Source organism: Herbaspirillum sp. Her4 (genome assembly GCF_057961335.1).
In genome coordinates this window covers 4168205-4192736 of the sequence record NZ_CM176330.1, presented here as the reverse complement: position 1 = coordinate 4192736, position 24532 = coordinate 4168205, and the positions used below count along the sequence as shown (strand labels likewise).

General features: G+C 62.7%; 19 protein-coding genes. 13 read left to right on the top strand and 6 right to left on the bottom strand.

The window, feature by feature from the left end; all coding sequences use genetic code 11:
* The first annotated feature begins 164 nt into the window (after positions 1-164).
* Positions 165-2747, top strand: a complete 2583-nt coding sequence (locus ACWFUC_RS18965; protein ID WP_489623002.1) for a 2-oxoglutarate dehydrogenase E1 component — start codon at positions 165-167, stop codon at positions 2745-2747.
* Between the two features lie 242 nt (positions 2748-2989).
* Here the strand turns inward: ACWFUC_RS18965 and ACWFUC_RS18960 are convergent, their stop codons facing one another.
* From ACWFUC_RS18960 to ACWFUC_RS18940, 5 genes are all read right to left on the bottom strand, one after another.
* The gene (locus tag ACWFUC_RS18960) at positions 2990-3490 is read right to left on the bottom strand and encodes a Csu type fimbrial protein (RefSeq protein ID WP_039787206.1); all 501 of its coding nucleotides are present in this window, start codon (positions 3488-3490) and stop codon (positions 2990-2992) included.
* A gap of 212 nt (positions 3491-3702) precedes the next feature.
* On the bottom strand, positions 3703-4188 hold the full coding sequence (locus ACWFUC_RS18955; RefSeq protein ID WP_489623001.1) for a Csu type fimbrial protein: 486 nt from the start codon (positions 4186-4188) through the stop codon (positions 3703-3705).
* Between the two features lie 26 nt (positions 4189-4214).
* Positions 4215-6518 (bottom strand): fimbria/pilus outer membrane usher protein, encoded by a 2304-nt coding sequence (locus ACWFUC_RS18950; protein ID WP_489637259.1) that lies wholly within the window; start codon positions 6516-6518, stop codon positions 4215-4217.
* Entirely contained in the window at positions 6515-7249 is a 735-nt protein-coding gene (locus ACWFUC_RS18945; RefSeq protein ID WP_489622999.1) for a fimbrial biogenesis chaperone, read from the bottom strand. The genes ACWFUC_RS18950 and ACWFUC_RS18945 overlap by 4 nt, the downstream gene beginning before the upstream one ends.
* Before the next feature lie 248 nt (positions 7250-7497).
* Positions 7498-7986, bottom strand: coding sequence for a Csu type fimbrial protein (locus tag ACWFUC_RS18940; RefSeq protein ID WP_204726493.1), 489 nt, complete (start codon positions 7984-7986; stop codon positions 7498-7500).
* Positions 7987-8458: 472 nt separating this feature from the next.
* Between ACWFUC_RS18940 and ACWFUC_RS18935 the strand changes: the two genes are divergently transcribed.
* From ACWFUC_RS18935 to ACWFUC_RS18920, 4 genes are all read left to right on the top strand, one after another.
* Complete coding sequence (locus tag ACWFUC_RS18935; protein ID WP_489622998.1) at positions 8459-10261, top strand: sensor histidine kinase; 1803 nt, start codon at positions 8459-8461, stop codon at positions 10259-10261.
* A 38-nt stretch (positions 10262-10299) separates the two neighbouring features.
* Positions 10300-11763 carry a hybrid sensor histidine kinase/response regulator gene (locus tag ACWFUC_RS18930; protein WP_034334328.1) on the top strand — a complete coding sequence of 488 codons (1464 nt, stop codon included), beginning with the start codon at positions 10300-10302 and terminating at the stop codon, positions 11761-11763.
* Positions 11764-12414 carry a response regulator gene (locus ACWFUC_RS18925; RefSeq protein WP_008329401.1) on the top strand — a complete coding sequence of 217 codons (651 nt, stop codon included), beginning with the start codon at positions 11764-11766 and terminating at the stop codon, positions 12412-12414. It begins immediately after the preceding gene.
* Between the two features lie 292 nt (positions 12415-12706).
* Positions 12707-13168: a response regulator gene (locus ACWFUC_RS18920; RefSeq protein ID WP_134222571.1), complete on the top strand. Its 462-nt coding sequence runs from the start codon at positions 12707-12709 to the stop codon at positions 13166-13168.
* A 79-nt stretch (positions 13169-13247) separates the two neighbouring features.
* Here ACWFUC_RS18920 and ACWFUC_RS18915 read toward each other — a convergent pair whose 3' ends face one another.
* Positions 13248-13904 carry a Crp/Fnr family transcriptional regulator gene (locus ACWFUC_RS18915; RefSeq protein WP_489622997.1) on the bottom strand — a complete coding sequence of 219 codons (657 nt, stop codon included), beginning with the start codon at positions 13902-13904 and terminating at the stop codon, positions 13248-13250.
* Between the two features lie 289 nt (positions 13905-14193).
* Between ACWFUC_RS18915 and ACWFUC_RS18910 the strand changes: the two genes are divergently transcribed.
* From ACWFUC_RS18910 to alaC, 8 genes are all read left to right on the top strand, one after another.
* Entirely contained in the window at positions 14194-16155 is a 1962-nt protein-coding gene (locus ACWFUC_RS18910; protein WP_489622996.1) for an AMP-dependent synthetase/ligase, read from the top strand.
* 72 nt (positions 16156-16227) lie between these two features.
* A complete protein-coding gene (locus tag ACWFUC_RS18905) occupies positions 16228-17109 on the top strand; it encodes an ABC transporter ATP-binding protein (RefSeq protein ID WP_034334319.1) in 882 nt (293 codons plus the stop codon).
* A gap of 57 nt (positions 17110-17166) precedes the next feature.
* Positions 17167-18081, top strand: coding sequence for a branched-chain amino acid ABC transporter permease (locus ACWFUC_RS18900; RefSeq protein WP_013234543.1), 915 nt, complete (start codon positions 17167-17169; stop codon positions 18079-18081).
* A 66-nt stretch (positions 18082-18147) separates the two neighbouring features.
* Positions 18148-19224, top strand: coding sequence for a branched-chain amino acid ABC transporter permease (locus ACWFUC_RS18895; protein ID WP_039787190.1), 1077 nt, complete (start codon positions 18148-18150; stop codon positions 19222-19224).
* A gap of 89 nt (positions 19225-19313) precedes the next feature.
* Positions 19314-20645, top strand: coding sequence for an ABC transporter substrate-binding protein (locus ACWFUC_RS18890; protein WP_204726489.1), 1332 nt, complete (start codon positions 19314-19316; stop codon positions 20643-20645).
* 67 nt (positions 20646-20712) lie between these two features.
* Positions 20713-21570, top strand: coding sequence for an ABC transporter ATP-binding protein (locus tag ACWFUC_RS18885; protein WP_187697641.1), 858 nt, complete (start codon positions 20713-20715; stop codon positions 21568-21570).
* A 12-nt stretch (positions 21571-21582) separates the two neighbouring features.
* Complete coding sequence (locus tag ACWFUC_RS18880; protein ID WP_489622995.1) at positions 21583-22854, top strand: phenylacetate--CoA ligase family protein; 1272 nt, start codon at positions 21583-21585, stop codon at positions 22852-22854.
* Positions 22855-23180: 326 nt separating this feature from the next.
* Positions 23181-24446 carry an alanine transaminase gene (gene alaC, locus ACWFUC_RS18875; protein WP_034331604.1) on the top strand — a complete coding sequence of 422 codons (1266 nt, stop codon included), beginning with the start codon at positions 23181-23183 and terminating at the stop codon, positions 24444-24446.
* The last annotated feature ends 86 nt before the right edge of the window (positions 24447-24532 follow it).

The following is a 24532-nucleotide window of genomic DNA, read 5'->3' as shown; positions in this document are numbered from 1 at the left end:
CCGGGCGCGACAACAACAAAGTGTCCCCCTGCACGCTGCTGCCGCACCCGGCCTGAAAAGGCCTGGCAGCCGGCTGGCAGGAGCGGACACGTCCGTTGCGTGCGTCGCCGCTGCTCAGGGCGCTGCACGCAGTCCGCCCCCGACCCAGCCCCGAAAGGTTAGCCATGACGCTCCACCATTCCCACGCCGGCAGCACCGAGCAGATGTCCGATGCGCGCCAGGCCCTGGCTCACGCCCGCATACAATCCTTCATCGAGGCCTATCGCCATGAGGGTTACCGGATCGCTGACATCGATCCTCTGGGCACGCTCTCGGTGCCCGAGATCCCCGCCTTGCTGCCCCAACATCACGATCTGAAGGATGAGGACCTGGCGCTGGGCCAGCACCGCTTTCTGGAGGGGCTGGGCCTCACCAATGTGAAGGAATTGACGCATTTTCTGAGTCGGCTGTATTGCGGCCCGCTCGGCCTCGATGCCAGTGGCGTACGTGATGAGTCCCGCCGCCAGTGGCTGTTTGCACGCCTGGCCGCGCGCGACCCGGGTGCCGATCCTGCAACTGCCGAGCGCGCCGCCATCCTGGCCCGGCTGGCTGCGGCCGAACAGTGGGAGCACTACCTGCAGCAAGATTATCCGCACGCCAAGCGCTTTTCGCTGGAAGGCTGCGAAGCGCTGCTGGTACTGATGGATGCGCTGGCCGAGCGCAGCAGTTTCTATCAGCTGGAGCAATTGTTCCTGGCCATGCCGCATCGCGGCCGTCTCAACCTGCTGGTGAACCTGATGCAGATGCCGGCGGCCGATATCGTGGCGTATTTCGACGCGGCGAGCACGACCGCAGCAGCAGCCGGCGCAGTGGATCTGCCTTACCATCTGGGGGCCGAGACCGTGCGCACCACCGCCCATGGTCAGCTAGGTCTGTTCATGGCGCACAATCCCTCCCATCTGGAAAGCGCCTATCCGGTGCTGTTGGGCATGGTGCGCGGCTACCGCAGTGCGCATCCGCAATCACCCATGCCGGCCTCGGTGGTGATCCATGGCGATGCTGCCTTCTGCGGCCAGGGCGTGGTGATGGAGTCGCTCAAGCTGTCCCTGCATCCGGGTTACAGCGTGGGCGGCACGGTCCACGTGATCGTCAACAACCAGATCGGCTTCACCACGCCCAATCCGCTTGATCCCCTCAATCATGGCTACTGCACCGACATCGCCCGCATCGTCGGCGCGCCAGTGCTGCACGTCAACGCCGACCAGCCGGAGACGGTACTGCGTGCTGCGCGGATCGCTTTCGACTATCGCATGCAGTTTGGCGCCGATGTGGTGATCGACCTGGTCGGCTATCGTCGCTGGGGGCATGCGGAACAGGATACGGCGACCGTGACCCAGCCCCTGCTGCACGGTTTCATCGACAAGCATCCGCCGGTCACGCAGCTCTATGCCCAGGCCGGGTGGCCCGGTTCGGACGACGGCGCGACGTTGCTGGCGGTGAGCAGCCAGCAAGTGCTCGCAAGCTTCCGCAACAGTCGTCCATCCGCCCCGGCGGCGCAACGGAGGGCGCCCGCCTTGGCCGTCAAGCCCGACGCGCCGGACCTGCTGCGCCTGCGCCAGTTCGTGGAACGCATGACGCGCTTGCCGGAAGGCTTTGCTGCACATCCTGCAGTCACGCGGCTGGTTGCGCAGTGGCAGGACAGCGTCAGCTCCAGCGATCACGCGTGCAGCTGGAATTTCGCCGAAAACATGGCCTATGCCTCCTTGCTGTGGGAAGGGCAGGGGCTGCGCATTTCCGGTATGGATGTGCAACGCGGCACCTTCATGCAGCGCCACGCCGTCTGGCATGCGATCGACGCGGCGCAAGGCGTGCAGCAGGCCTTCTGGCCCCTGAGCCAGGTGGCTGCGCCCGGTACGGCGCTGGAGGTGGTCAATTCACCGCTGAGTGAAGAGGCAGTGGTTGGCTTCGAATATGGATTCAGCGTACAGGCGGGGCCCGGTACGATGGTCATCTGGGAGGCCCAGTTCGGCGACTTCGTCAACGGTGCCCAGATCATGATCGACCAGTTCATCGCCTCCGGTCGCGGCAAATGGGGCTACCCCTCGGCGCTGACCGTGCTGCTGCCGCACGGCTATGAAGGCGTGGGGCCGGAGCACTCGACCGGCTACCTCAGCCGGATGCTGCTGCTGTGCGCGCAGGAGAACATGCGCGTGGCGTATCCGTCCAGTTCGGCGCAGTGGTTCCACCTGCTGCGTCAGCAGGCACTGCAGGGCGACCGTCCGCTGGTGGTCTTCACGCCCAAATCGGTGCTGCATGGCGAAGTACGTTCGCAGTCGCCCTTGTCGGCCCTGTTGCAGGGGGACTTCCAGCCGCTGGTGGAGGATGCCGATGCGCCGCCGCCCGCACAGGTGCAGCGGGTGGTCTTGTGCAGTGGCAAGGTCTGCTACGACCTGGCCGACGGCCGCCGCAAGGCGGGCGACACGCGCACTGTCCTGCTGACCGTGGAGCAGCTGCATCCCTTCCCCGAAGACAGGCTGGGTGCTGTCTTGCGCAGCTATCCGCAGCTGGAGGAAGTGATCTGGGTACAGGAGGAAGAGCGCAAGCAGGGGGCCTGGCTGTGCGTGCGGGATGCCATCGAAGCGGCCTTGCCGTTGCAGGTGCGTCTGCGAGCCGTAACACGGCCGGATACCGATGCCGGTCCGACGGCGTCCAAGGCCCGCCACTATGCCCAGCAGGCGGCGCTGGTGCAGTCCGTATTCCCTGCATGAACGCATCAGGCCGACGCGCCAAACCACGACTCGGCGGATGAAAAAAAACGGTGTACTTCATCATGAAGTACACCGCCCACCCCCTCCGGTTTCCCCGGTATGCATCGCAGCTGATGTTGTAGTCCGCGCCTTGCAGGATCGTCAAGCTGCAGCGCAATGCTTGCAGTGCAATCCTTGTGTCAAAAGCGCGTCAGGCCATCCTGTCAGCGTTCAATCCTTGAATCCTTGAATACTTCCGTCGTTCAGTAGGTCAGCGTCACGGTCACGGTATCCGAGTAGGAACCGGCCAGCGGCGTCTGGGCCGCCGGGATCTGGCCGTAGACGGTCAGGGTCTGGGTCAGGCCGGAACCGGTGCCGGTCAGGGTATCCGTGCCGATGGTCGAACCCCAGTTGTTGCTGCGGGCCGAATCGCGGTACAGCGCATAGTTCAGGGTGCCGCCGCCGGCTGCGCTCATCTTGCGGTTGCTCACGCTGGCACCGGTGCCGGTACCGGCGTCCAGACCAACGTTGTAGGCCGTGCCGTTGGTGCACAGCACGGTGATGGTGCCGGACTGGTTGACCACGCTCTGGGTGTAGGCGCCGAAGGCGATGGCCGAACCGACCACGGTGCAGGCGGCGACCACCGAGGCGCTGATGGTCAGCGTGCCACTGGCAGTGGCGGCGAAGGAAGCCGGTGCGCTGGAAGCCAGCACGACAGCAGCGATGGAAGCAGCGACGATGCGATTTTTCTTGATGAAGAACATTTTGTTTCTCCTGGTCTGGCTGCCCCGTCCTCGCCCCTTGCAAGAACTTCCCTGTGCAGCGTTGGTATGGAGATACTTTAGTTTCTGGAGCCCGGATCAGACATCCGGCTATTCCCTATCACCCTGTCAATTTTCGTCAGGGAAAACCTGAATCGCAACGAGAACGTTTATCAAGCACATCAGCAATTCTCCACCTGCTTTGTCGGTTCCGCTCAGTAGGTGATGAGCACCGTCAGCGTATCCAGATAGCTGCCAGCCTTGACGTTCTGGCTGCCCGGTACGCGCCCGTAGACGGTGTAGGACCTGCTCACCGGCGTGAGGACCTGCAGCAGGTAGCCGTCGCTGACGAAACTGGTGCTGGAGGAACCATCGCCCCACACGGAGGTGTGCGCGGCGTCGCGATACGCCTGGTAGTTGAGGCTGTTGGCGCCGCTGAGCATCTTGCGCTGGGCATAGGCACCGCTGCTGCCTGCGCTGAGCTTGACGGTATAGGCGATCAGCAGCGATGCAGTCGCCTGGCAGGTGATGGTGATGTTGCCGGTGTTGTCGAGGTTGCTGCTGGATTGCGGGTCGTAGAGGCCGAAGGACACCGGATTGGACGCCGCCGAGCAGAGTTGCTGGGCCTGCGCCGGACCAGCGGCCAATGCGATGAGCAGCGCCAGCGCAGCCAGGGACACGGAATGGATAGTGTTCTTCATGTGCTCTCCACGATGCAGGCCGCCCTTCAACGGCAGGTCACGATTTCATCGCTCATGCCACCTTCGCTGCGTGCCGGCGGCGTCAGCATGGCCTGGCAGCGGGCTCCGGATGGCAGCAGTACGTCCAGCGTGTTGACCGGCCCCAGTTCCTGCAGATAGCTCACGCCGTCATAGCCGACCGGTGCCTGCAGGCCGCTCTCGCGCACGCGGATGGAGGAGCCGAGCGGAATGAATTCCCCCGCGGCGTCTTTGAGGATGATGGTCACGTCCGAGGCGCGCCGGGCGTTGAAATGCACCACCACACCGGAGCGGTCGCGCGGCTTCACGTACTGGTCTGACTGGTCCAGTTGCAGGGTCAGCGGCAGGTCCAGCACGTCCACCGAGATCTTGTTGACGTCATAGGCACGCAGGTCGGTCAGCAGCAATTGGCCGTTGTCGTCGGTGCGGCCGGCGTAGCGGTTTTCGTTGTAGATGCCGACATTCTTGACCCCGCTGGCATTGACCACCGCGAAGCTGTCCTCGATCCAGTCGGTGGCGAAGGCGCTGCCATCCATGAAGGCCAGCGCACCGCGCGCACCCAGGCGCTGGCTGGTGGCACCGTTCGATTGCGAGGCTGCCGCGCTGACGCTGCCGTAGCGGCTCTTGTAGTTGAGCTGGCCGATGCGCTGCCGATAGCTGCCCTCGGTATCCTGCAATTGCCAGCCGAGATCGCCGATGGCCACCGTCGAGCGGCTGGCTTGCAGCGTGCTGGTGCGCTGACCGTTATTGTTGCTCACGCTGGCCCCGGCCACGTTGCGGCCGCCGAAGGGGATGATCAGCCCGATGGTGGCACCGTAGCCGCTGCTGCGAAAGTCGCGATAGGCCGTGAGATAGAAATTGGACGTGTTGCCGACCGATTTGAACCAGGTCACCGTCACGGTCTCGCTGTCTGCCAGATTGCTGGTGCCGAGGTCGGTGAACAGCAGCGGACTCTTGCTGCGTGCATAGGCCATGCTCAGCGAGCCATATTCACGCAGGTTCAGGCCCAGCGTCGCCAGCGTGGCGCTGCGCGAGACCGGGGCCCCCTGCAGCGCACCGATATCCTGATAGCCCCGCGTGGATTGCGTGCGCGACAGCGACAGGCTGACCGGATCGGCATTGCGCTCGATGGCCAGCGAGACTTGCTGGCCGGAATTGCCCTCGCTGCTGCTGGCCGCCAGCGAGCTGGCCAACACCGCGCGATTGCCCAGGTTGAAGACCGCGCCGCCGCCGGCCAGCTTGAGACTGCGCATGGCTTCGGCATGCCCTTCCAGGGTGAGCCAGTCGCTCATCCCATGGCGGGCCGTGCCGGAGAGAGCGAACTGTCCATAGTCATTGCTGCGCAGACCGTAATTGCGCCGCACCCAGCCGCCTTCGGCCGAATAGGACGACAGGCCCGGTTTCAGCAGCCGGTCGGTGGCGTAGAAGTTGATGGTGCGGAAGGTCTGGCGACCCAGTTCGTCAGTCACCGCCACGGCGATCTGGCCGGCTCCGCTGGCGATGGGCGGCTGGCGGATCTCGAAGGGACCGGGCGGCACCGGCTGCGAGAGCTGGCGCACGCCGTTGACGAACAGGTCGACGGTCGAAGGGACTACCGTTTCGCCGCCCAGCGACGGCGTGGGAAAACGCACCAGGTCCGGCCGCAGGTTGAAATCCGATGCGTACTGGAAACCGCCCAGACGCACCGAGCGGCTCCAGGCCAGGCTGCTGTTGATGACATCGCCCAGGCGATAGCGGGTGAGCGTGGCCGGGTCCGAATAGGTGTAGGTCGATTCCAGCCGGGCCGACACCCCGCCGCTATTGCCGGTATAGCCCAGCCCGGTAGAGCTGAACACGCTGCTACCGGAGAACCAGCGCGCATCGAACAGTCCGCCCAGCGCGTGCTGGTTCTGGCTGCTGGATGCCAGCAGGTCGTAGTTCAGCACCAGCCCCTGTCCGCCGGGTGACAGGGGGACCTTGCTGGCGATGCTGGCGGCGTCGATGTCGGTGGTGTTCATGAAACGGGCCGGGACCATCAGGTTGATCTTGGCACCGGCCTCGTCGAGGTCGACTGCCGTCGTGAGGGCGCGCAGGGCGATCAGCTCCTCATCCGCGCCATCGACGCGCAGCTTGAGGCTGCGCAGTTCCGATGCCGTGGCATACAGTGCCTGCTGGCGGCGCGTGAACTGCGCTACCAGGCTGGTGTTGCGTCCGTTGATGGAAACCTCCAGCAACAGGATCTCGTCACCCGGCTCTGCGGCCCGCGCCAGCGCCACCATGGCCAGGCAGCAGACCAGGATGAGGGAAGCAAGCCAGCGTGTCGCGCGAATCAAGGTGCCACGGTGATTTCGGCATCAATCGGCCCGGCATCGCTGTTGGCAGTCAGCTTGACTCGGCTGCCCACGGCAAGCGGGGTGTCGCTCTCGATCAGGTATTGCCGGGTGATGCCGGCCAGGGTGTAGGGATTGCCCCCGCCCGGCGCGCTCAGCTTCTTGCCATTGGGCAGCGTCAGCGCCAGGTCCAGCAGGCGTGCGCGGCGGTTGCCGCTGTTTTCGACCAGCAGGCGCAAGGGCTTGCCGGCGCGCAGCTGATACTCCAGCTGGGCCTTGGGCGCGGCGGACGGTGCGATGAACACCGGCATGGAAATGCGGAATTTGAAATTGATGGTGGCTCCCTCGGTGGCGGCGGGGATTTCATCGATCAGCAGGCGATAGGCGATCTCGGTCGGTGCGGCCGGCTGCTTGGCCACCACCCGGATCACCTGCGAGGCACCGGGGGCCAGATTGAACACGGGGGGACTGAGGATCAGGTTCTGCGTGGGTTGCAGCTCATCCTTGCTGTCGGCCTGCTGCCAGTCATAGGCGCGCAGTTGCAGGGAGACATTGTGATTGTCGTTGTTGACGATCTTGATCACGCCGGCCGTGCGCGAGGACGACAGCTCCAGCACCACCGGAGCGATCTCGAAATTGGACGCGTGGGCCGCCTGCCATCCCCCCGCACTTGCCAGGCAAGCCAGCGCCATTACGCGCACCAGCTGCCCCCCTATGGATGCTGATCTCGTCACGCTGCGACATCTCCACTCTGGTTGTCAGATCGTTGTCAGTTTTTTGCTAGATTAAAACGAAACTGGTCAAAAAGTGTGAAGAAAGTTGCAAGCCAGCCACAGAATGTGATCAACAATCAACAAAAAATTTGCTCATCAGTAACTTGGTGGCGCCAGCGACAGCGCTGCGGGCAAGAAAAATGGCGCGTCTCCGTGAGGAGTCCGCGCCATTGTGTTGGCCTGCCGGCGCTGCGCCGGCGTTCTCCGAATCAATAGGACAGGGTGATGGCCACCACGTCGCTGTAGCTGCCCGCACGGGCGGTCTGGCCACCCGGGATGTAGCCGTAGACCGGGATGTTCTGGTTGCTGCCGTTGCCCACCCCGGCCACCGTATCGCTGCCAGTGCTGTTGCCCCAGGAACGGGTGCGCGCAGCATCCTGATACAGGCCGTAGTTGAGGGTATTGACGCCATCGGCAGTGCTCAGCTTGCGCGTCGCGACGTTGGCACCGCTGCCGGTGCCGGCATCCAGGCTCACGGTGTAGCTGGTGCCGTTGGAACAAGCCACGCCGATCTGCGCATTCTGCTGCAGGGCGCTGGCTGCATAGCTGCCGAAGGGCAGGGCGGCGCTCTGGACCGCGCATTGCGAGGGGACGATGGCGGAAATTTCCAGGTTGCCGGTGGAGGAAACAGCCAGTGCATCCAGATTGATGCAACTCAGGAGGCCGGCAGCCAGAAGCAGGGAATGTGAATTTTTCATCGAAATACGCGCCGGCAGAGCTCGGGCCCAAGCCCGGAAAAAACGGGTAAATGTCGGAATCTATTATAGAATTAATTCGAATAAACAATAGGAAAATGCCGGATAGCTGGGCTTGATGCGCATCGCATGGCGCATTTGCGCAACAGCGTTTTCCACGAATTTGAAGATGTTGGTTCCATTTGCTGACAGAAAGAAAACAGTTGATATCGGATAGGCCGTATTCCGGTATCGGGACAGGCAGCAAGGAGACACTTCAGCCGCCCCCTCACCACCCTGGCGCAGACAGGATGGCCGGGCTGCTGCGGGGGGGAATGGCTACGCCGCATCCAGGTGCGTGTGCATGCGCGGTTCCCGGCAACACACAGTATGAATACCCGAGCAGCCTGCTCAAGGCGTGCTGCATTCGGGCAGGTGGTCGGGTAACCGGCTCGCAAGCCGGAAGCGTGACTGGCAGACCAATGAAACGTGAACCATGCCGATAACCAGACAAAGCGGACTGGCCCGCGCCAGCACCGGCATTTTCTTTCTGCTGGCCCTGTTGCTCTCACTGGGCGTGGCAGCTTTTTCGTACCACAGCGTGCGTGACTTCGAGCGGCGTGCCGTCTGGCTGCAGCATAGCTACACGGTGCTCAACAAGCTGGAAGAAGCCAACTCGACCCTGCGCGACGCAGTCAGCAGTTCGCGCGGCTTTGCGCTTTCGGGTGAGCAGGAATACCGCAACAATTTCGAGACCGGGGTGCGTCATGTCAACGCACTGCTGCAGGATCTGCGCCGCCTGCTGAGCGACAACCCGCGGCAGGCTGTTTTGCTCAGTCAGACCGAAGACCTGGTGATGCAGCGCCTGACGCTGTCGCGCCAGCTGATGGAACTGAGCCAGGAAGAGGGCCGCGCGCGCGTGCTGGAAGGCAGGGAACTGGGGGAGCGGATCCGCGGCGGCTTCGAGCAGATGAAGGGCAACGAGAACGCATTGCTGGCCACGCGCGCGCATGACACGGCCATGAGCGCCAATCTGACCATTTTCATGGTCATCAGCGGCAGCCTGCTCAGCATTGCCTTGCTGCTGCTGGTTTATCGCAAGCTGCGCAAGGAAATGTCGCGCCGGGTCGAGGCCCAGCAGCGCGCACAAGCCTATTCGGACGAGATCGAGGATCTCTACAACAACGCGCCCTGCGGCTATCACTCGGTCGACGAGACCGACAAGCGCATCATCAAGATCAACGACACCGAACTGAAATGGCTGGGCTACACGCGCGAACAGGTGGTGGGCCGCTTGACCCAGACCGACCTGCTGGCCCCGGCCAGCGCCGCGCGCTACGAGCGCGAGCTGCAACCCCAGTTCCTGCTCAGGCGCGAGATCAGCGGCATCGACCTCAACTTCCGCCGCGCCGATGGCAGCGAATTCACCGCGCTGGTCAATGCCACCGCCATTCCCAGCCGCGACAACAGCAAGCTCATCAGCCGCACCGTGATCTACGACATCTCCGAACGCAAGCGCGCCGAGGAAGAGATCGAGGCCCTCAATGCCGACCTGGAGCGCCAGGCCCAGCACCTGCACAACGTGAACAAGGAGCTGGAGAGTTTTTCCTATTCGGTCTCGCATGACTTGCGCGCGCCGCTGCGTGCCATCTCCGGCTATGCCATGATCCTCGAAGAGGACTACGCCCACGCCATCGACGAGAAGGGACGCGAGCAGCTGCAGGTGATCCGCCGCAACGTGCGCAAGATGGATGCGCTGATCAACGACCTGCTCAAGCTGGCCAAGTCCACCACCGGTGAACTGACCTTGCAGCGCTTCTCGATGGACGAACTGGTGGCGCAGGTGGTCGCTGGTCTGCAGCAGGAAAACCCCGGCGTGATCTTCGACGTGCCGCGTCTGGAAGGTGCGGTCGCCAATCGCGGGCTGATCGCGCAAGTATGGGAAAACCTGCTGTCCAATGCCGTCAAGTTCAGCAGCAAGAGCGAGCAGCCGCGCGTGTGCGTGACCATGCAGGCCAATGCGGACGAATACGTCTACGGCGTCCATGACAACGGCGTCGGCTTCGACATGCGCTATGCGCACAAGCTGTTCGGCACCTTCCAGCGATTGCATCGTCAGGAGGAATATGCCGGCACCGGCATTGGCCTGGCGCTGGTACAGCGCATCGTGGTGCGCCACACCGGCCGGGTCTGGGCCGAGAGCAAGCCCAGGGAAGGGGCCAGCTTCTACTTCGCGTTGCCGCGCAAGGGCGTGCTGCCCAGCCTGGGCGAAGCCCGCCGATCGTCCGATGAGAATTGAACCGACTCAACCGTGAGCCTGAAGGAGAACAAGGTCCCATGAGCATTCCGCTACGCGTACTGTTCGTCGAAGACATGGAAGAAGATGCCGTGCTGATGGTGCGTGAGCTCAAGCGCGGCGGCTTCGATCCGACCTGGGAACGGGTCGACGACGAACAGGCCCTGCTGGCGGCGCTGCAGGCGCAGCGCTGGGACATCGTCATCTCGGATTACTCGATGCCGATGTTCTCCGGCGTCGAAGCCTTGAAGCTGGTCAAGGCCGACAATGACCAGACGCCCTTCATCATCGTCTCCGGCGTGATCGGCGAGCAGACGGCAGTGGAGGTGATGAAGGCGGGGGCTCAGGATTACTTCCTGAAAAGCGCCATCGCCCGCCTGCCGCACGCGGTCGACCGCGAACTGCGCGACGCCCAGGCGCGGCGCAAGCAGCGCGCCAGTGCCCAGGCCCTGCGCGAGATGCAGGCGCGCTTCAATGCCTTCATGAATGCGGCTCCCATGCCGACCTGGATCAAGGATGCGCAGCTGCGCTACAGCTACGTCAATCCGGCGCAGTCGGCCTTCTACGGCATGACCCCGCACGACATGGATGGCATGACCGATGCCGAGCTGATGACCACGGGCGGGGCCGAAGCCTCGCGTGAGTACGATCGTAAGGTGCTGGAAGAAAAGTGCGAGCTGCACACCCAGGAAACCGTGTTCGACCACAACCACAATGCGCGCATCCTCGACGTGGTGCGTTTCCCGATCAGTGGGGAAGGCAAGGGCGACATGGTGGCCGGCCTGGCCATCGACGTCACCGAGCGCGAACAGTCGCGGCGCGAACTGGAACTGGCGATCCAGCGCCAGCAACTGCTGTCCTCGCGCGTGATCGAGGTGCAGGAGCGCGAACGCCAGCACCTGGCGCGCGGCTTGCATGACGACGTCGGGCAGTCGTTGACCGCCCTGAAGATCAACCTGGAAACCATCAAGAAGACCGGCTCGCTGGAAGGCCCGTCGCTGCAGAACGGCATCGACATCGTCACCGCCGTGCTGGCCCAGGTACGCAGCCTGTCGCTGGATCTGCGCCCGCCGCAGCTGGACAATCTGGGCCTGATTGCCGCCCTGCGTTCCTACGTGGAACAGAAGTCCAAGCTGGCCAACGTGAACGGCTGGTTCGAGAGCAGCGGGCATGATGAAGAATTGCACCACGACATCGAGAACACCGCCTTTCGCATCGTGCAGGAAGCCGTCACCAACATCCTGCGCCACGCAAAGTGCCAGAACATCTGGGTCAAGATCGACCGCCAGCAGGACCAGGTGTACCTGAGCATTCGCGATGACGGCAAAGGCTTCGACATCGAGCGTGCCCGCAGCAATGCCATTTCCGGTACCAGTTTCGGCCTGCTCAACATGGAAGAGCGGGCGGTGCTGGTAGGCGGTTCCATGGACATCACTTCGGCGCCCGGCGCAGGGACGGAAATCGTCATGCACCTGCCGGTCGCCCCCATCGTAAGGAGAATGTAAATGCTGACCCGAATCATGCTGGCCGACGACCACGCGCTGGTGCGCAGCGGCATCAAGGCACTGCTGACCGCCATGCCGGGTGTGGAGGTGGTGGGCGAGGCGTCCGACGGTGCCGAAGTCATCGAGATGATCCCGCAGCTGAAACCCGACCTGGTGCTGCTGGACATCGCCATGAAGGGCATGAACGGCCTGGAAGCGCTGCGCCGCCTGCGGGGCGAGTATCCGACCATCCGCTTCCTGATGCTGTCCATGTACGGCAGCGAGGAATACGTCATGCAGGCCTTGAATGCCGGCGCCAACGGCTATCTCTTCAAGGATTCGGCCGCCACCGAGCTGGAAAAAGCCCTGTATGAAGTAAAACATGGGCGCCAGTACCTGGATTCGCACATCTCGCGCGAGGCGCTCGATAACTATATGAAGCGTGTTGCACAAAACGGCACGCCGGTCGAAGTGCTCACCCCGCGCCAGCGCGAAATCCTGCAATTGATTGCCGAAGGCAACAATACCAAGGAGATCGCCTACCAGTTGAACGTCAGCGCCAAGACCATCGAGACCCACCGGGCGCAGCTGATGGAGCGCCTGGACATCCGCGACGTGCCCGGCCTGGTGCGCTATGCGATTCGTACCGGCATTGCCACGCCGGACAAGTGACAAAAAACCTGAGTGAAGAGATCTTCACATTCAGGAAATTTCTGATTTTTTTTGAAAATGCCTGTGCAATAATCCCCTGACAGTACGGAGATCGGCGTCGGTACTGGTTTCAAGCAGACCGCCGAGGCTGGAACCAGGCCGCAGGGCAGTGGCAGCAGTGAAATGCACTGCCCGCAGCTGCGTCGGGGATGGACGGGGCAGGCGGCAGCAACGCGATGCAGGGTGGCCGGGATGTGGTCATCCAGACAAGAAGTGTTCCAGCTTGAAATTAATTGAAGAAAGCGATCCATCCATGGATATCGAGCAATATGACATCATCCTCGTCGACGACAGCCCGGAAGTGGCTGAGTTGACACGCCTGGCGCTGGGCAGCCGCAAGCTGGCTGACAAGCTGACCTGGTTTGCCGATGCAGAGCTGGCGGAGGAATTCTTTTTCCAGGGGGAATATGCGAGCCGCAAGGATCTGCATCCCTACCTGATCCTGCTGGACCTGAACCTGCCGCTGATGAGCGGTCACGATTTCCTGAAGATCATCAAGTCCAACGCCGCCACTTCGCACATTCCGGTGGTGATGTTCTCTTCTTCCGACGACCAGCGCGACATCAACCAGAGCTACGAACTCGGTGCCAATGGCTACGTGGTCAAATCCACCGATCCCAAGGAATTCATGGGCACGGTGGCCGATACCGGCATTTACTGGCGCAACCGCAATCGTCCGGCGCGCGGGGATGAGCCCGCCCGGTCCACGCCCTGAGAGCGACGCTACCCCAACGAAAAAGCGCGGCCAGGCCGCGCTTTTTTCATGTCCTCAGGTTCCGGACCGCAGCAGCGTTTCATCCCGGAAATTGCCGCAGCCCTTCCAGGTCATTGATGGTGATGCTGCCGTAGTCGACCTTCAGCAGCCCGGCCTTTTCCAGCACCTGCAAGGCCTGGTTGGCGCGCTGGCGCGAGGTGCCGGAGAGGTTGCCGACTTCTTCCTGCGAGATCTGCAGGTTCAGCCCGATGCCGGGATTCAGATAGGGATTGAACAGCGCCGCCAGGCAGCGGGCCACGCGGGCATCCGGCTCCAGCATGCGGTCGTATTCCACCAGCGAAATGAAAAGCGCCAGGCGCTCGTTCAATTGCGTCACGAGAAAGCGGTTGAAGGGAATGCTGTTGTCCAGCAGCCAGAGATAGGTGGCCTTGGGCATGTAGAGCAGTTCACTTTCGCGCAGGGCCACCACGTCGTACTTGCGCGGTTCGTCCTTGAGCAGCGAGCCTTCACCCAGCCAGCCGCCGTTGGCCATGCCGGCGAAGGAGACGGTCTTGCCTTCGGGCGAGACGCTGCTCATCTTCAGCAAGCCCTCGTGCACGCCGATCCAGTGCGCCACCGGATCGCCCTTGCGGCAGACGTAGCCCCCGGCCGGGATCTTGCGGCTGACCACCTCGGCTTCCACCCGGGCCAGCTGTTCTTCGGTCAGCGCCTGCGCCCAGATGCTCTTGGTCAGCATGCGTCGAATTGATGTCTCCATGATGATGCGTCGCAATATCGAAAGTTTTGTCAATTGTCGGTGAGATGACATCCACTGGCAACCACTGCCTCTACTATCATCGCAAAAAAGGCCCAGGCAAAAGTCTGGCCAATCATAGAGACAGGACAGCTGGCATGCCCGACACAATGACTGCCGCAGTAAGAGCAGCGTAAGCCGGGCAGCACAGACTGATCCGACACCGGGTTCGTATCCTCATGCAATCCCATGAAGGAAACGGATCTTTCGAACCTGCACAAGAAGGTGGGAAATGGTGGAGACGAGACAAGACAAGGAAGCCGCGACCTTTCCGCGGCTGCTGCTGGCGCATGCCCAACGACGGCCCGAACGGGCGGCCTTCCGCGAGAAGGACCTGGGCATCTGGCAGACCACGACCTGGCGCCAGGTGGCCGACGAGGTGCGCAGCTTTGCCTGCGGCCTGGCGGCCCTGGGATTCAAGCGCGGCATGAGCCTGGCCATCATCGGCAACAACTGCCCGCGCCTGTACTGGGCCATGAGCGCGGCCCAGGCGCTGGGTGGCATGCCGGTGCCGCTGTACCAGGATGCGCCTGCGGCCGACATGGCCTACGTGCTGGCCGACGCCAACGTCGACTTCGTCATGGCCGAAGACCAGGAGCAGGTCGACAAGGTCTTCGAGATCAAGGAAAACCTGCCCCGCATCGCCCACGTCATCTATGACGACGAACGCGGCATGCGCAACTACCACCAGCCCGAGCTGCTGTCCTTCGCCCGCGTGCAGGAACTGGGCCGCGCTTACGAACGTGCGCATCCGGGTTACTTCGAGCAGGAGGTGGCGGCGGGTTCGCCCGATGACGTGGCCATCATCCTCTACACTTCCGGCACCACCGGCAAGCCCAAGGGCGTGTGCCACTCGCACCGCGCGATGATCACCACGGCCACCACGCTGGTGGAGTTCGATCATCTCGATGAGAACGACGATATCCTCTGCTATCTGCCGCTGGCCTGGGTCGGTGACTTCCTGTACTCCTTCGCCCAGCAGCACGTGGCCGGCTTCTGCCTCAATTGCCCGGAGTCGCCCAATACGGTGATGACGGACCTGCGCGAGATCGGCCCGACGTATTATTTTGCGCCTCCGCGCGTGTACGAAAACATCCTCACGCAGGTGATGATCCGCATTGAGGACGCCGGCTGGATCAAGCGCAAGATGTTCCATGGTTTCATGAAGGTGGCGCGCCGGGTCGGCATGCGCATCCTCGATGGCAAGCCGGGCGTGTCGCTGGTGGATCGCCTGCAATACGCCATCGGCGACCTGCTGGTGTATGGACCGCTCAAGAACGTGCTCGGCATGTCGCGCCTGCGCGTGGCCTATACCGGCGGCGAGGCCATCGGGCCGGACCTGTTCGACTTCTATCGTTCGCTGGGCATCAACCTCAAGCAGCTCTATGGCATGACCGAGACCTGCGTGACGGTGTGCATGCAGCCCTCGGGCGACGTCAAGCTCGATAGCGTGGGCCGCCCCATGAAGGGCGTGGAAGTGCGCATCGATGCCAATGGCGAAGTACTGGTGCGCTCTCCGGGCCTGATGAAGGAATATTTCAAGCGGCCCGATGCCACCGCCGAAGCCATCGACCAGGACGGCTACTTCCACACGGGAGATGCAGGTTTCTTCGACAGCGACGGCCACCTGAAAATCATCGACCGCGCCAAGGATGTCGGCAAGATGGCCTGCGGCAGCATGTTCGCGCCCAAGTACATCGAGAACAAGCTGAAGTTCTTCCCCTTCATCAAGGAAGCGGTGACCTTCGGCAATGGCCGCGAACAATGCATGGCCTTCATCAACATCGACATGGATGCCGTGGGCAACTGGGCCGAGCGCCGCAATCTTCCCTACAGCGGCTATACCGACCTGGCCGCCAATCCGGCGGTCTACGACCTGGTGCGTGAATGCGTGGAAAAGGTCAACGCCGACCTGGTGGCCGATCCTTTGCTGGCCGATTCGCAGATCCATCGCTTCCTGATCCTGCACAAGGAACTCGATCCCGATGACGAGGAGCTGACCCGCACCCGCAAGGTCCGGCGCGGCTTCATCGCCGACAAGTATGCGGTCCTGATCGAGGCGCTCTATGCGGGCCATGCGTCGCAGTACATCGAGACCCAGGTCAAGTTCGAGGATGGCCGCCAGGGCATGATCTCGGCCGACCTCAGGATTGCCGACGCCAAGACCTTCAAGACGCTGCAAAGCGCCGCCTGAGCAGCACGCAGTCCCGTCCCGGCGGCTTCATCGCTGCCGGCTTGCAGCGTAGCCCGACCAGACCACTGCTGAATGAATCCGACCATGAAACGACACCTGTCTTCCGAAATCCTGCCCGCGGGCCTGCCGCCCGTGACCAGCCCCGATGACGAAGCCCCTGCGGTTGCCGCCAATGGCCGCCGTATCGGCGAGGTCATCCTCGACCTGCAGAACATTTCGCTGTCCTTCGGCGGGGTGAAGGCGCTCACCGATATTTCCTTCGATGTGCGCGAGCATGAGATCCGCGCCATCATCGGACCCAACGGCGCCGGCAAGAGCTCGATGATCAACGTCATCAACGGCGTCTACCATCCGCAGAAGGGCAGCATCCTCTATCGCGGCCAGCCGCGCCTGGGCATGCATCCCAGCAGCATCGCACGCCAGGGCATCGCCCGGACCTTCCAGAACATCGCGCTCTTCAAGGGCATGACCGTGCTGGACAACATCATGACCGGCCGCAACACCAAGATGCGCTCGGGGCTGTTTTCCAATGCGCTGTGGTGGGGCGCGGCCCGCAACGAGGAAATCGAACATCGGCGGAAAGTCGAAGAAGTGATCGATTTCCTTGAAATTCAGCACATCCGCAAAACCCCGGTGGGACGCCTGCCGTACGGCCTGCAAAAGCGCGTGGAACTGGCGCGCGCACTGGCGGCCGAGCCGCACATGCTGCTGCTGGATGAACCCATGGCCGGCATGAACGTGGAAGAAAAACAGGACATGTGCCGCTTCATCCTCGACGTCAATGACCAGTTCGGCACCACCATCGTCCTGATCGAACACGACATGGGCGTGGTCATGGATATCTCCGACCGCGTCGTGGTACTGGACTACGGCAAGAAGATCGGCGACGGCACGCCCGATGAGGTGATGAGCAATCCGGAAGTCATCAAGGCTTATCTCGGGACTTCCCACTGAATGTGAAAACAATATAAATAATTAAAAAAATATGGACATGGCAGGCAAGGAGACGACATGCAATTCTTCCTCGAAGTCACCCTGAGCGGTTTGCTCTCGGGGCTGATGTATTCCCTGGTGGCGCTGGGTTTCGTACTGATCTACAAGGCTTCCGGCGTCTTCAATTTCGCCCAGGGCGCGATGGTGTATTTCGCCGCGCTGGCGGTGGTGGGCCTGATGGAGAAGGGCATGCCGATGTGGGCGGCCATCATCGGCGCCTTCGTGGTGATGATCCTGGTGGGTCTGGCCACCGAGCGCTTCGTCTTGCGCAAGCTGGTCAACCAGCCGCCCATCACGCTCTTCATGGCCACCATCGGCCTGACCTTCTTCCTCGAAGGGCTGGGGCCCTTGCTGTTCGGCAGTGAGGTGCGGCCCATCGACCTGGGCATCGTCGATGAACCGATCCAGTCGGTGATGGACAGCATCGGTATCGGCATTTCCAAGTTCGACCTCTTCGCCTCCGGCATGGTAGTGGCGCTGGTGGCGGCACTGGCGCTGTTCTTCCAGAAGACCAAGGTCGGCCGCGCCCTGCGCGCGGTGGCCGATGATCACCAGGCGGCGCTGTCACTGGGCATTCCGCTGCAGCACATCTGGGCCGTGGTGTGGGGCGTGGCCGGCTTCGTGGCGCTGATTGCAGGCTTGCTGTGGGGCTCGCGCAATGGCGTGCAGTTCGCGCTGACCATGACGGCCCTGAAGGCACTGCCGGTGCTGATCCTCGGGGGCTTCACCTCGATTCCCGGGGCGATCGTGGGCGGGCTCATCATCGGTGCTTCCGAGAAACTGGCCGAGATCTATATCCCGCCGGTCATGCAGGATGCCTTCGGCGGCAACTTCGGTGGCATCGAAGGCTGGTTCCCTTACGTGTTCGCGCTGCTGTTCCTGCTGGTGCGACCGGAGGGACTGTTTGGCGAGCGCCATATCGACCGCGTATGACAATCTGCTGATTCCAAGGTTGGCGATATGTCGCCACGGGTGTCATGCAGGAACAAGGAGAACGCAATGCTGTACCGTGAAGCAGGACAATTCAAGACAAGCTACATCGCCGACAGCCAGATCTTCCCGATCCGCCAGGATCGCATCATCTTCACGCTCTTCATGGTGTTCGCCTTCGTGGGCGTGCCGCTGTTGGGCAGTGAATACTGGTTCTCGGCCATCCTGGTGCCGTTCCTGGTGTTTGCGCTGGCCGCACTGGGCCTGAACGTGCTGACCGGTTACGCCGGCCAGCTTTCACTGGGGTCGGCGGCCTTCATGGCCGTGGGCGCCTATGCGGCCTACAACTTCCAGTTGCGCGTCGAGGGTATTCCCATCGTTGCCACGCTGCTGCTCTCGGGGGCCTGTGCGGCCATGGTGGGTGTGCTCTTCGGGCTGCCCTCGCTGCGCATCAAGGGCTTCTACCTGGCCGTGGCCACGCTGGCGGCGCAGTTCTTCGTGGTGTGGGCACTGACCAAGTTTCCCTGGTTCTCCAACAATTCTTCATCCGGCGTGATCAGCACGCCCAAGATCGATTTCTTCGGCATCGCCATCGATACTCCGGTGCGCAAATACCTCTTCGTGCTGGCCGTGGTGAGCGTGCTGGCGCTGGTGGCCAAGAACCTGGTGCGCTCCTCCACGGGACGCGCCTGGATGGCCGTGCGCGACATGGACGTGGCGGCCGAAGTGATCGGCATCCCGCTCATGCGCACCAAGCTGACCGCCTTTGCCGTGAGTTCCTTCTACTGCGGCGTGGCCGGTGCCCTGTATGCCTTCTGCTACCTGGGCTCGGTGGAGCCGGACGGTTTCTCGCTGGACCTGTCTTTCCGCATCCTCTTCATGATCATCATCGGCGGCGTGGGCAGCATCCTCGGTTCCTTCCTGGGCTCGGCCTTCATCCTGCTGCTGCCGATCTTCCTGGACAACGCATTGCCGCCGCTGGCGTCGCTGTTGCACCTGCCGTTCACCAACGCGACGGTCTCGCATATCCAGATGATGGTCTTCGGTGCCCTGATCATCTTCTTCCTGATCGCCGAGCCGCACGGGCTGGCGCGGCTGTGGCAGATCGCCAAGGAAAAACTGCGCTTGTGGCCGTTCCCGCACTGAGCGCCGCAAGGACCGGATTGAGGTAGGCGGAGACCGGAACACCGGTCTCCGATCAAAGTCGGCAACGACAACAACAAGGAGACGAGACCATGAAAACCATGAAGCATCTGCGGCAGTGGCTGCTGGCCACCGCCTGCGCCGCCAGCCTGCTGGCCCCGGCGGCGCCGGTCCTGGCGCAGGCCAGCGACCAGTTCATCGCCATCCCCAGCTACCGGGTCGGGCCGTATGGCACCAATGGCCAGTCGTATTACGGCGGCTATGTCGATTACCTCAACTACATCAACCTCAAGGAAGGCGGCGTCAACGGCGTCAAGCTGTCCTGGGAAGAGTGCGAGACCGAGTACAACAACGCCAAGGGCGTGGAGTGCTACGAGCGCATGAAGAACAAGAACCAGGTCACGCGCGGCACCGCCATCAACCCCATGGCCACTGGCATCTCCTATGCGCTCATCGACAAGACCGCCGAGGACAAGGTACCCCTGGTGATGATCGGCTACGGCCGTACCGATGCGGTGGATGGCTCGGTGTTCCCGTATGCCTTCCCGCTGGTGACCACCTACCAGATGCAGGTCTCGGCCATCGTGAAATACCTGGCCGGCAAGAACAATGGTTCGCTGGCGGGCAAGAAGATCGTGTTCCTGTATCACGACTCGGCCTATGGCAAGGAACCCATCGTGGCGCTGCAGGCGGAGTCCTCCATCGGCAAGTTCAAGCTGGTGGAAATCCCGGTGGCCCACCCCGGCAACGAGCAGGGCGCACAGTGGCTGCGCATCCGCCAGGAGAACCCGGACTACGTGATCTTCTGGGGTTGGGGCGTGATGAACCAGACCGCACTGAAGGCCGCGCAGAAGGTCGGCTATCCGCGTGACAAGATCGTCGGTTCCTGGTGGGCTGGTTCGGAAGAAGACACCATCCCCGCCGGTGACGCCGCCAAGGGCTACCTGTCGGCCACCTGGAACGTGGCCGGCAAGGATGTCCCCGTGATTGCCGACATCGACAAGGTGGTCTATGGCGCGGGCAAGGGCAACATGCAGGACAAGAACAAGCTCGGCTCCATCCTCTACAACCGGGGCGTCTCGGCGGCCATTGCCACCGTGGAAGCGGTGCGCACGGCCCAGGACAAATACGGCAAGGGCAAGGTCATGAGCGGCGAGCAGGTGCGCTGGGGCTTTGAAAACCTCAACATCACCGATGCCCGTCTGAAGGCCCTGGGGGCGACCGGCCTGCTGCCTGAAATCAAGACCTCGTGCGACAACCATGAGGGCTCGGGCAAGGTCAAGATCCAGCAATGGGATGGCACGAAGTGGGTGCTGGTGTCGGACTGGATCGAGGGCAACAAGAACCTGATCCACCCGCTCTTCAAGGCCTCGGCCGCGAAATACGCAAAAGAAAAAGGCATCACTCCTGCCTGCATGAAGTAGGCGCTTGCGCCGGCGGCTCTGCACGTCTCCCACGGCCGCCGGTGCTTTTTTGGGAATGCGAACGACCATGAATGCCACACCGATCCAGACCAGTGCCGCGCCTTCCGCCGCTACGGCAGCGGTGGCCAAGGCGCTGGCCATCAACAACATCGAAGTGATCTATGACCACGTGATCCTGGTCCTGAAGGGCGTCTCGCTGGACGTGCCGGAAGGCAAGATCGTGGCGCTGCTCGGGGCCAACGGCGCCGGCAAGAGCACCACCCTGAAGGCCATCTCCAACCTGCTGCACGCCGAGCGTGGCGACGTCACCAAGGGCAGCATCGAATTCCGGGGCGAGCGCGTGGACCGCATGACGCCCAATGACCTGGTCAAGCGCGGGGTGATCCAGGTGATGGAAGGACGGCATTGCTTCGGTCACCTGACGGTGGAAGAGAACCTGCTGACCGGTGCCTACACGCGCGGCATCAGCAACGCCGAAGTGAAGCACGAACTGGAAAAGATTTACGATTATTTCCCGCGCCTGAAGGTGCGCCGCAAATCGCAGTCCGGCTATACCTCGGGCGGCGAGCAGCAGATGACGGCCATTGGCCGCGCCATGATGGCCAAGCCTTCCATGATCCTGCTGGATGAACCCTCGATGGGGCTGGCGCCGCAGATCGTCGAAGAGATCTTCGAGATCGTCAAGGATTTGAACAGCAAGGAGAAAGTCTCCTTCCTGCTGGCCGAGCAGAACACCATGGTGGCGCTGCGCTATGCCGACTTCGGCTACATCCTCGAAAACGGCCGCGTGGTGATGGAAGGTGCGGCCAGTGAACTGGCCGATAACGAAGATGTGAAGGAATTTTATCTGGGCGTCTCCGGTGGCGGCCGCAAGAATTTCCGCGACATGAAGTTCTATCGCCGCCGCAAGCGCTGGCTGGCGTAAGGGGAGGGCATCATGTCCGATCCGACACAGGTACTGGCCGAACTGGATGCGCTGGAGCGGCGCGATCCGCAGCAGCGCGAGCAAGCACTCATGCGCGCCTTGCCGCAACTGGTGGCGCGCGCGCAAAGTGCGCCGGGCTGGGCGCGCATTCTCGCTGGCGTGGACGCGGCGGCGATCACCTCGCGCGCGGCGCTGGCGCAACTGCCGGTGACGCGCAAGTCCGACCTCAAGGAACTGCAGACCCGCGAGAGCCCCTTCGGCGGTCTGAACACGACCCCGGCGCGGCAGTTGCGGCGGCTCTTCGTGTCGCCCGGCCCGATCTTCGATCCCGAGGGGCAGGGGGCGGACTGGTGGCGTTTTGCCAGTCCTATGAAGGCGCTGGGATTGCAGGGCGGGCACATCCTGCAGAACTGCTTCGCCTATCACTTCACGCCGGCGGCCTTCATGGTCGAGGGCGCGGCGGCGCGGCTGGGCTGTGCGGTGATCCCGGCCGGCATCGGCCAGACCGAATTGCAGGTCAATGCGATGGTAGCGCTGAAGCCGGATGCCTATGTCGGCACGCCCTCGTTCCTGAAGATCATCATCGAGAAGGCGCGCGAGATGGGCGCCAATATCAGCAGCGTGCAGCGCGCCCTGGTCAGCGCCGAAGCGCTGCCGCCTTCGCTGCGCAGCTGGTTCCATGAACACGGCGTGCCGCAGGTGCTGCAGCTGTATGCCTCGGCCGACATCGGCAACATCGCCTACGAGACCATGAGCGAGGGCGCGGTGCATCCCGGCATGGTGCTGGATGAATCGCTGATCCTGGAAATCGTGCGGCCCGGCACCGGCGATCCGGTGGCCGAAGGGGAGGTCGGCGAGGTGGTGGTGACGTCCTTCAATCCCGACTATCCGCTCATCCGCTTCGGGACCGGGGATCTGTCGGCGGTGGTGCAGGGCATTTCTCCCTGCGGCCGCACCAATACCCGCATCAAGGGCTGGATGGGGCGCGCCGACCAGACCACCAAGGTGCGCGGCATGTTCGTCCATCCCTCGCAGGTGGCGGACGTACTGCGCCGCCATGGCGATGTCTTGCGGGCGCGGCTGGTGGTGTCGGGCGAGATGGCCAATGACATCATGACCCTGCATTGCGAAGTGGGGGACCCGGAAGATCCGGCCATCGATGTCAATGCGCTGGCCGGTAGCCTGCGCGAGGTGACCAAGCTGCGAGGGGATGTGTTGCTGGTGGCGCCGGGGACTTTGCCCAACGATGGCAAGGTCATTGAGGACGCCCGCAAATACGAATAGGACGGGCAGAGATTTCCCTTGCGCTCACCCTCTACCGTTCGGACTGAGTAGCGGCGCAGCCGCGTATCGAAGGCGCTCCTCCCGCGATTCATCATGAAAAAAGCGGCGGCGTCGGTGCGCCTTCGATACGGCCCTGCCGGGCCTACTCAGTCCGAACGGTAGGTGGTTGAGTGGGATATGGCGGGTAAATGAAGATTGATGTCTGGAATCAGGCTTTCAAGCAGGGTTTGCGCTTGTGCACGTGAAGCTTCGCGCATAAAATCGGCAACGGAACATTGGTTCCAACGTCGCTCGGACGGTTCCGGGCGCTGACGTGAAAGACACCCATGACGCAATCCGCCGATTCGCGCGATCCCTCGCGCACGCCTGCAGTATCCTCTTCTCCTGCTACTTCCCCGGACGCCTTCCCGGTCAGCTTCCCGCGCATCGAACGCCTGCCGCCCTACGTCTTCAACATCACTGCCGAACTCAAGATGGCCGCGCGTCGCCGGGGCGAGGACATCATCGACATGTCGATGGGCAATCCCGATGGCCCCACGCCGCCGCACATCGTCGAGAAACTGGTGGAAGTGGCGCAGCGGCCCGATACCCACGGCTATTCCTCCTCCAAGGGCATCCCGCGTCTGCGCCGGGCGATTGCGCACTGGTATCGCAGCCGCTACGAAGTCGACTTCGATCCCGACAGCGAAGCCATCGTCACCATCGGTTCCAAGGAAGGGCTGGCGCACCTGATGCTGGCTACCCTCGACAAGGGCGATACCGTGCTGGTGCCCAATCCCAGCTACCCCATCCACATCTATGGTGCGGTGATTGCCGGTGCCAACATTCGCTCGGTGCGCATGAGCCCGGGCGTGGATTTCTTCGATGAACTCGAACGCGCGGTGCGGGAGAGCTATCCCAAGCCCAAGATGATGATCCTGGGCTTTCCCTCCAATCCGACCGCGCAATGCGTGGAGCTGGAATTCTTCGAGCGGGTGGTCAAGCTGGCGCGCGAACACCAGATCCTGGTGGTGCATGACCTGGCCTATGCCGACATCACCTTCGATGGCTGGAAAGCGCCGTCCATCATGCAGGTGCCGGGTGCGCGGGAGGTCGCGGTGGAATTCTTCACGCTCTCCAAGAGCTACAACATGGCCGGCTGGCGCATCGGCTTCATGGTCGGCAATGCGCGCCTGGTGGCGGCGCTGGCGCGCATCAAGAGCTATCACGACTATGGCAGCTTCACCCCGGTGCAGGTGGCAGCCATTGCGGCGCTGGAAGGCGACCAGTCCTGCGTGGAGGAGATCCGCGCCAATTACGAAAAACGCCGCAACGTGCTGGTCAAGGGCCTGCATGAGGCGGGCTGGATGGTCGATGTGCCCAAGGCCTCGATGTACATCTGGGCGCGCATCCCGGAACCGTATCGCCAGTTCGGTTCGCTCGAATTCTCGCGCATCCTGCTAGAACAGGCCAAGGTCTGCGTCTCGCCCGGCATCGGTTTTGGTGAATATGGCGACGAGTACGTGCGCTTTGCCCTGATCGAGAATGAATCGCGCATCCGCCAGGCCATCCGTGGCATCAAGACCATGTTCAAGAACGCCAAGGGCGGCTGAAGGCCGCGCGCCGGGCCGGTGTAAAGGCTGGAACTGCATCGGCCTGGCGTGTGTCATACAACACTCTTCACCCCCTGACTGTTCTA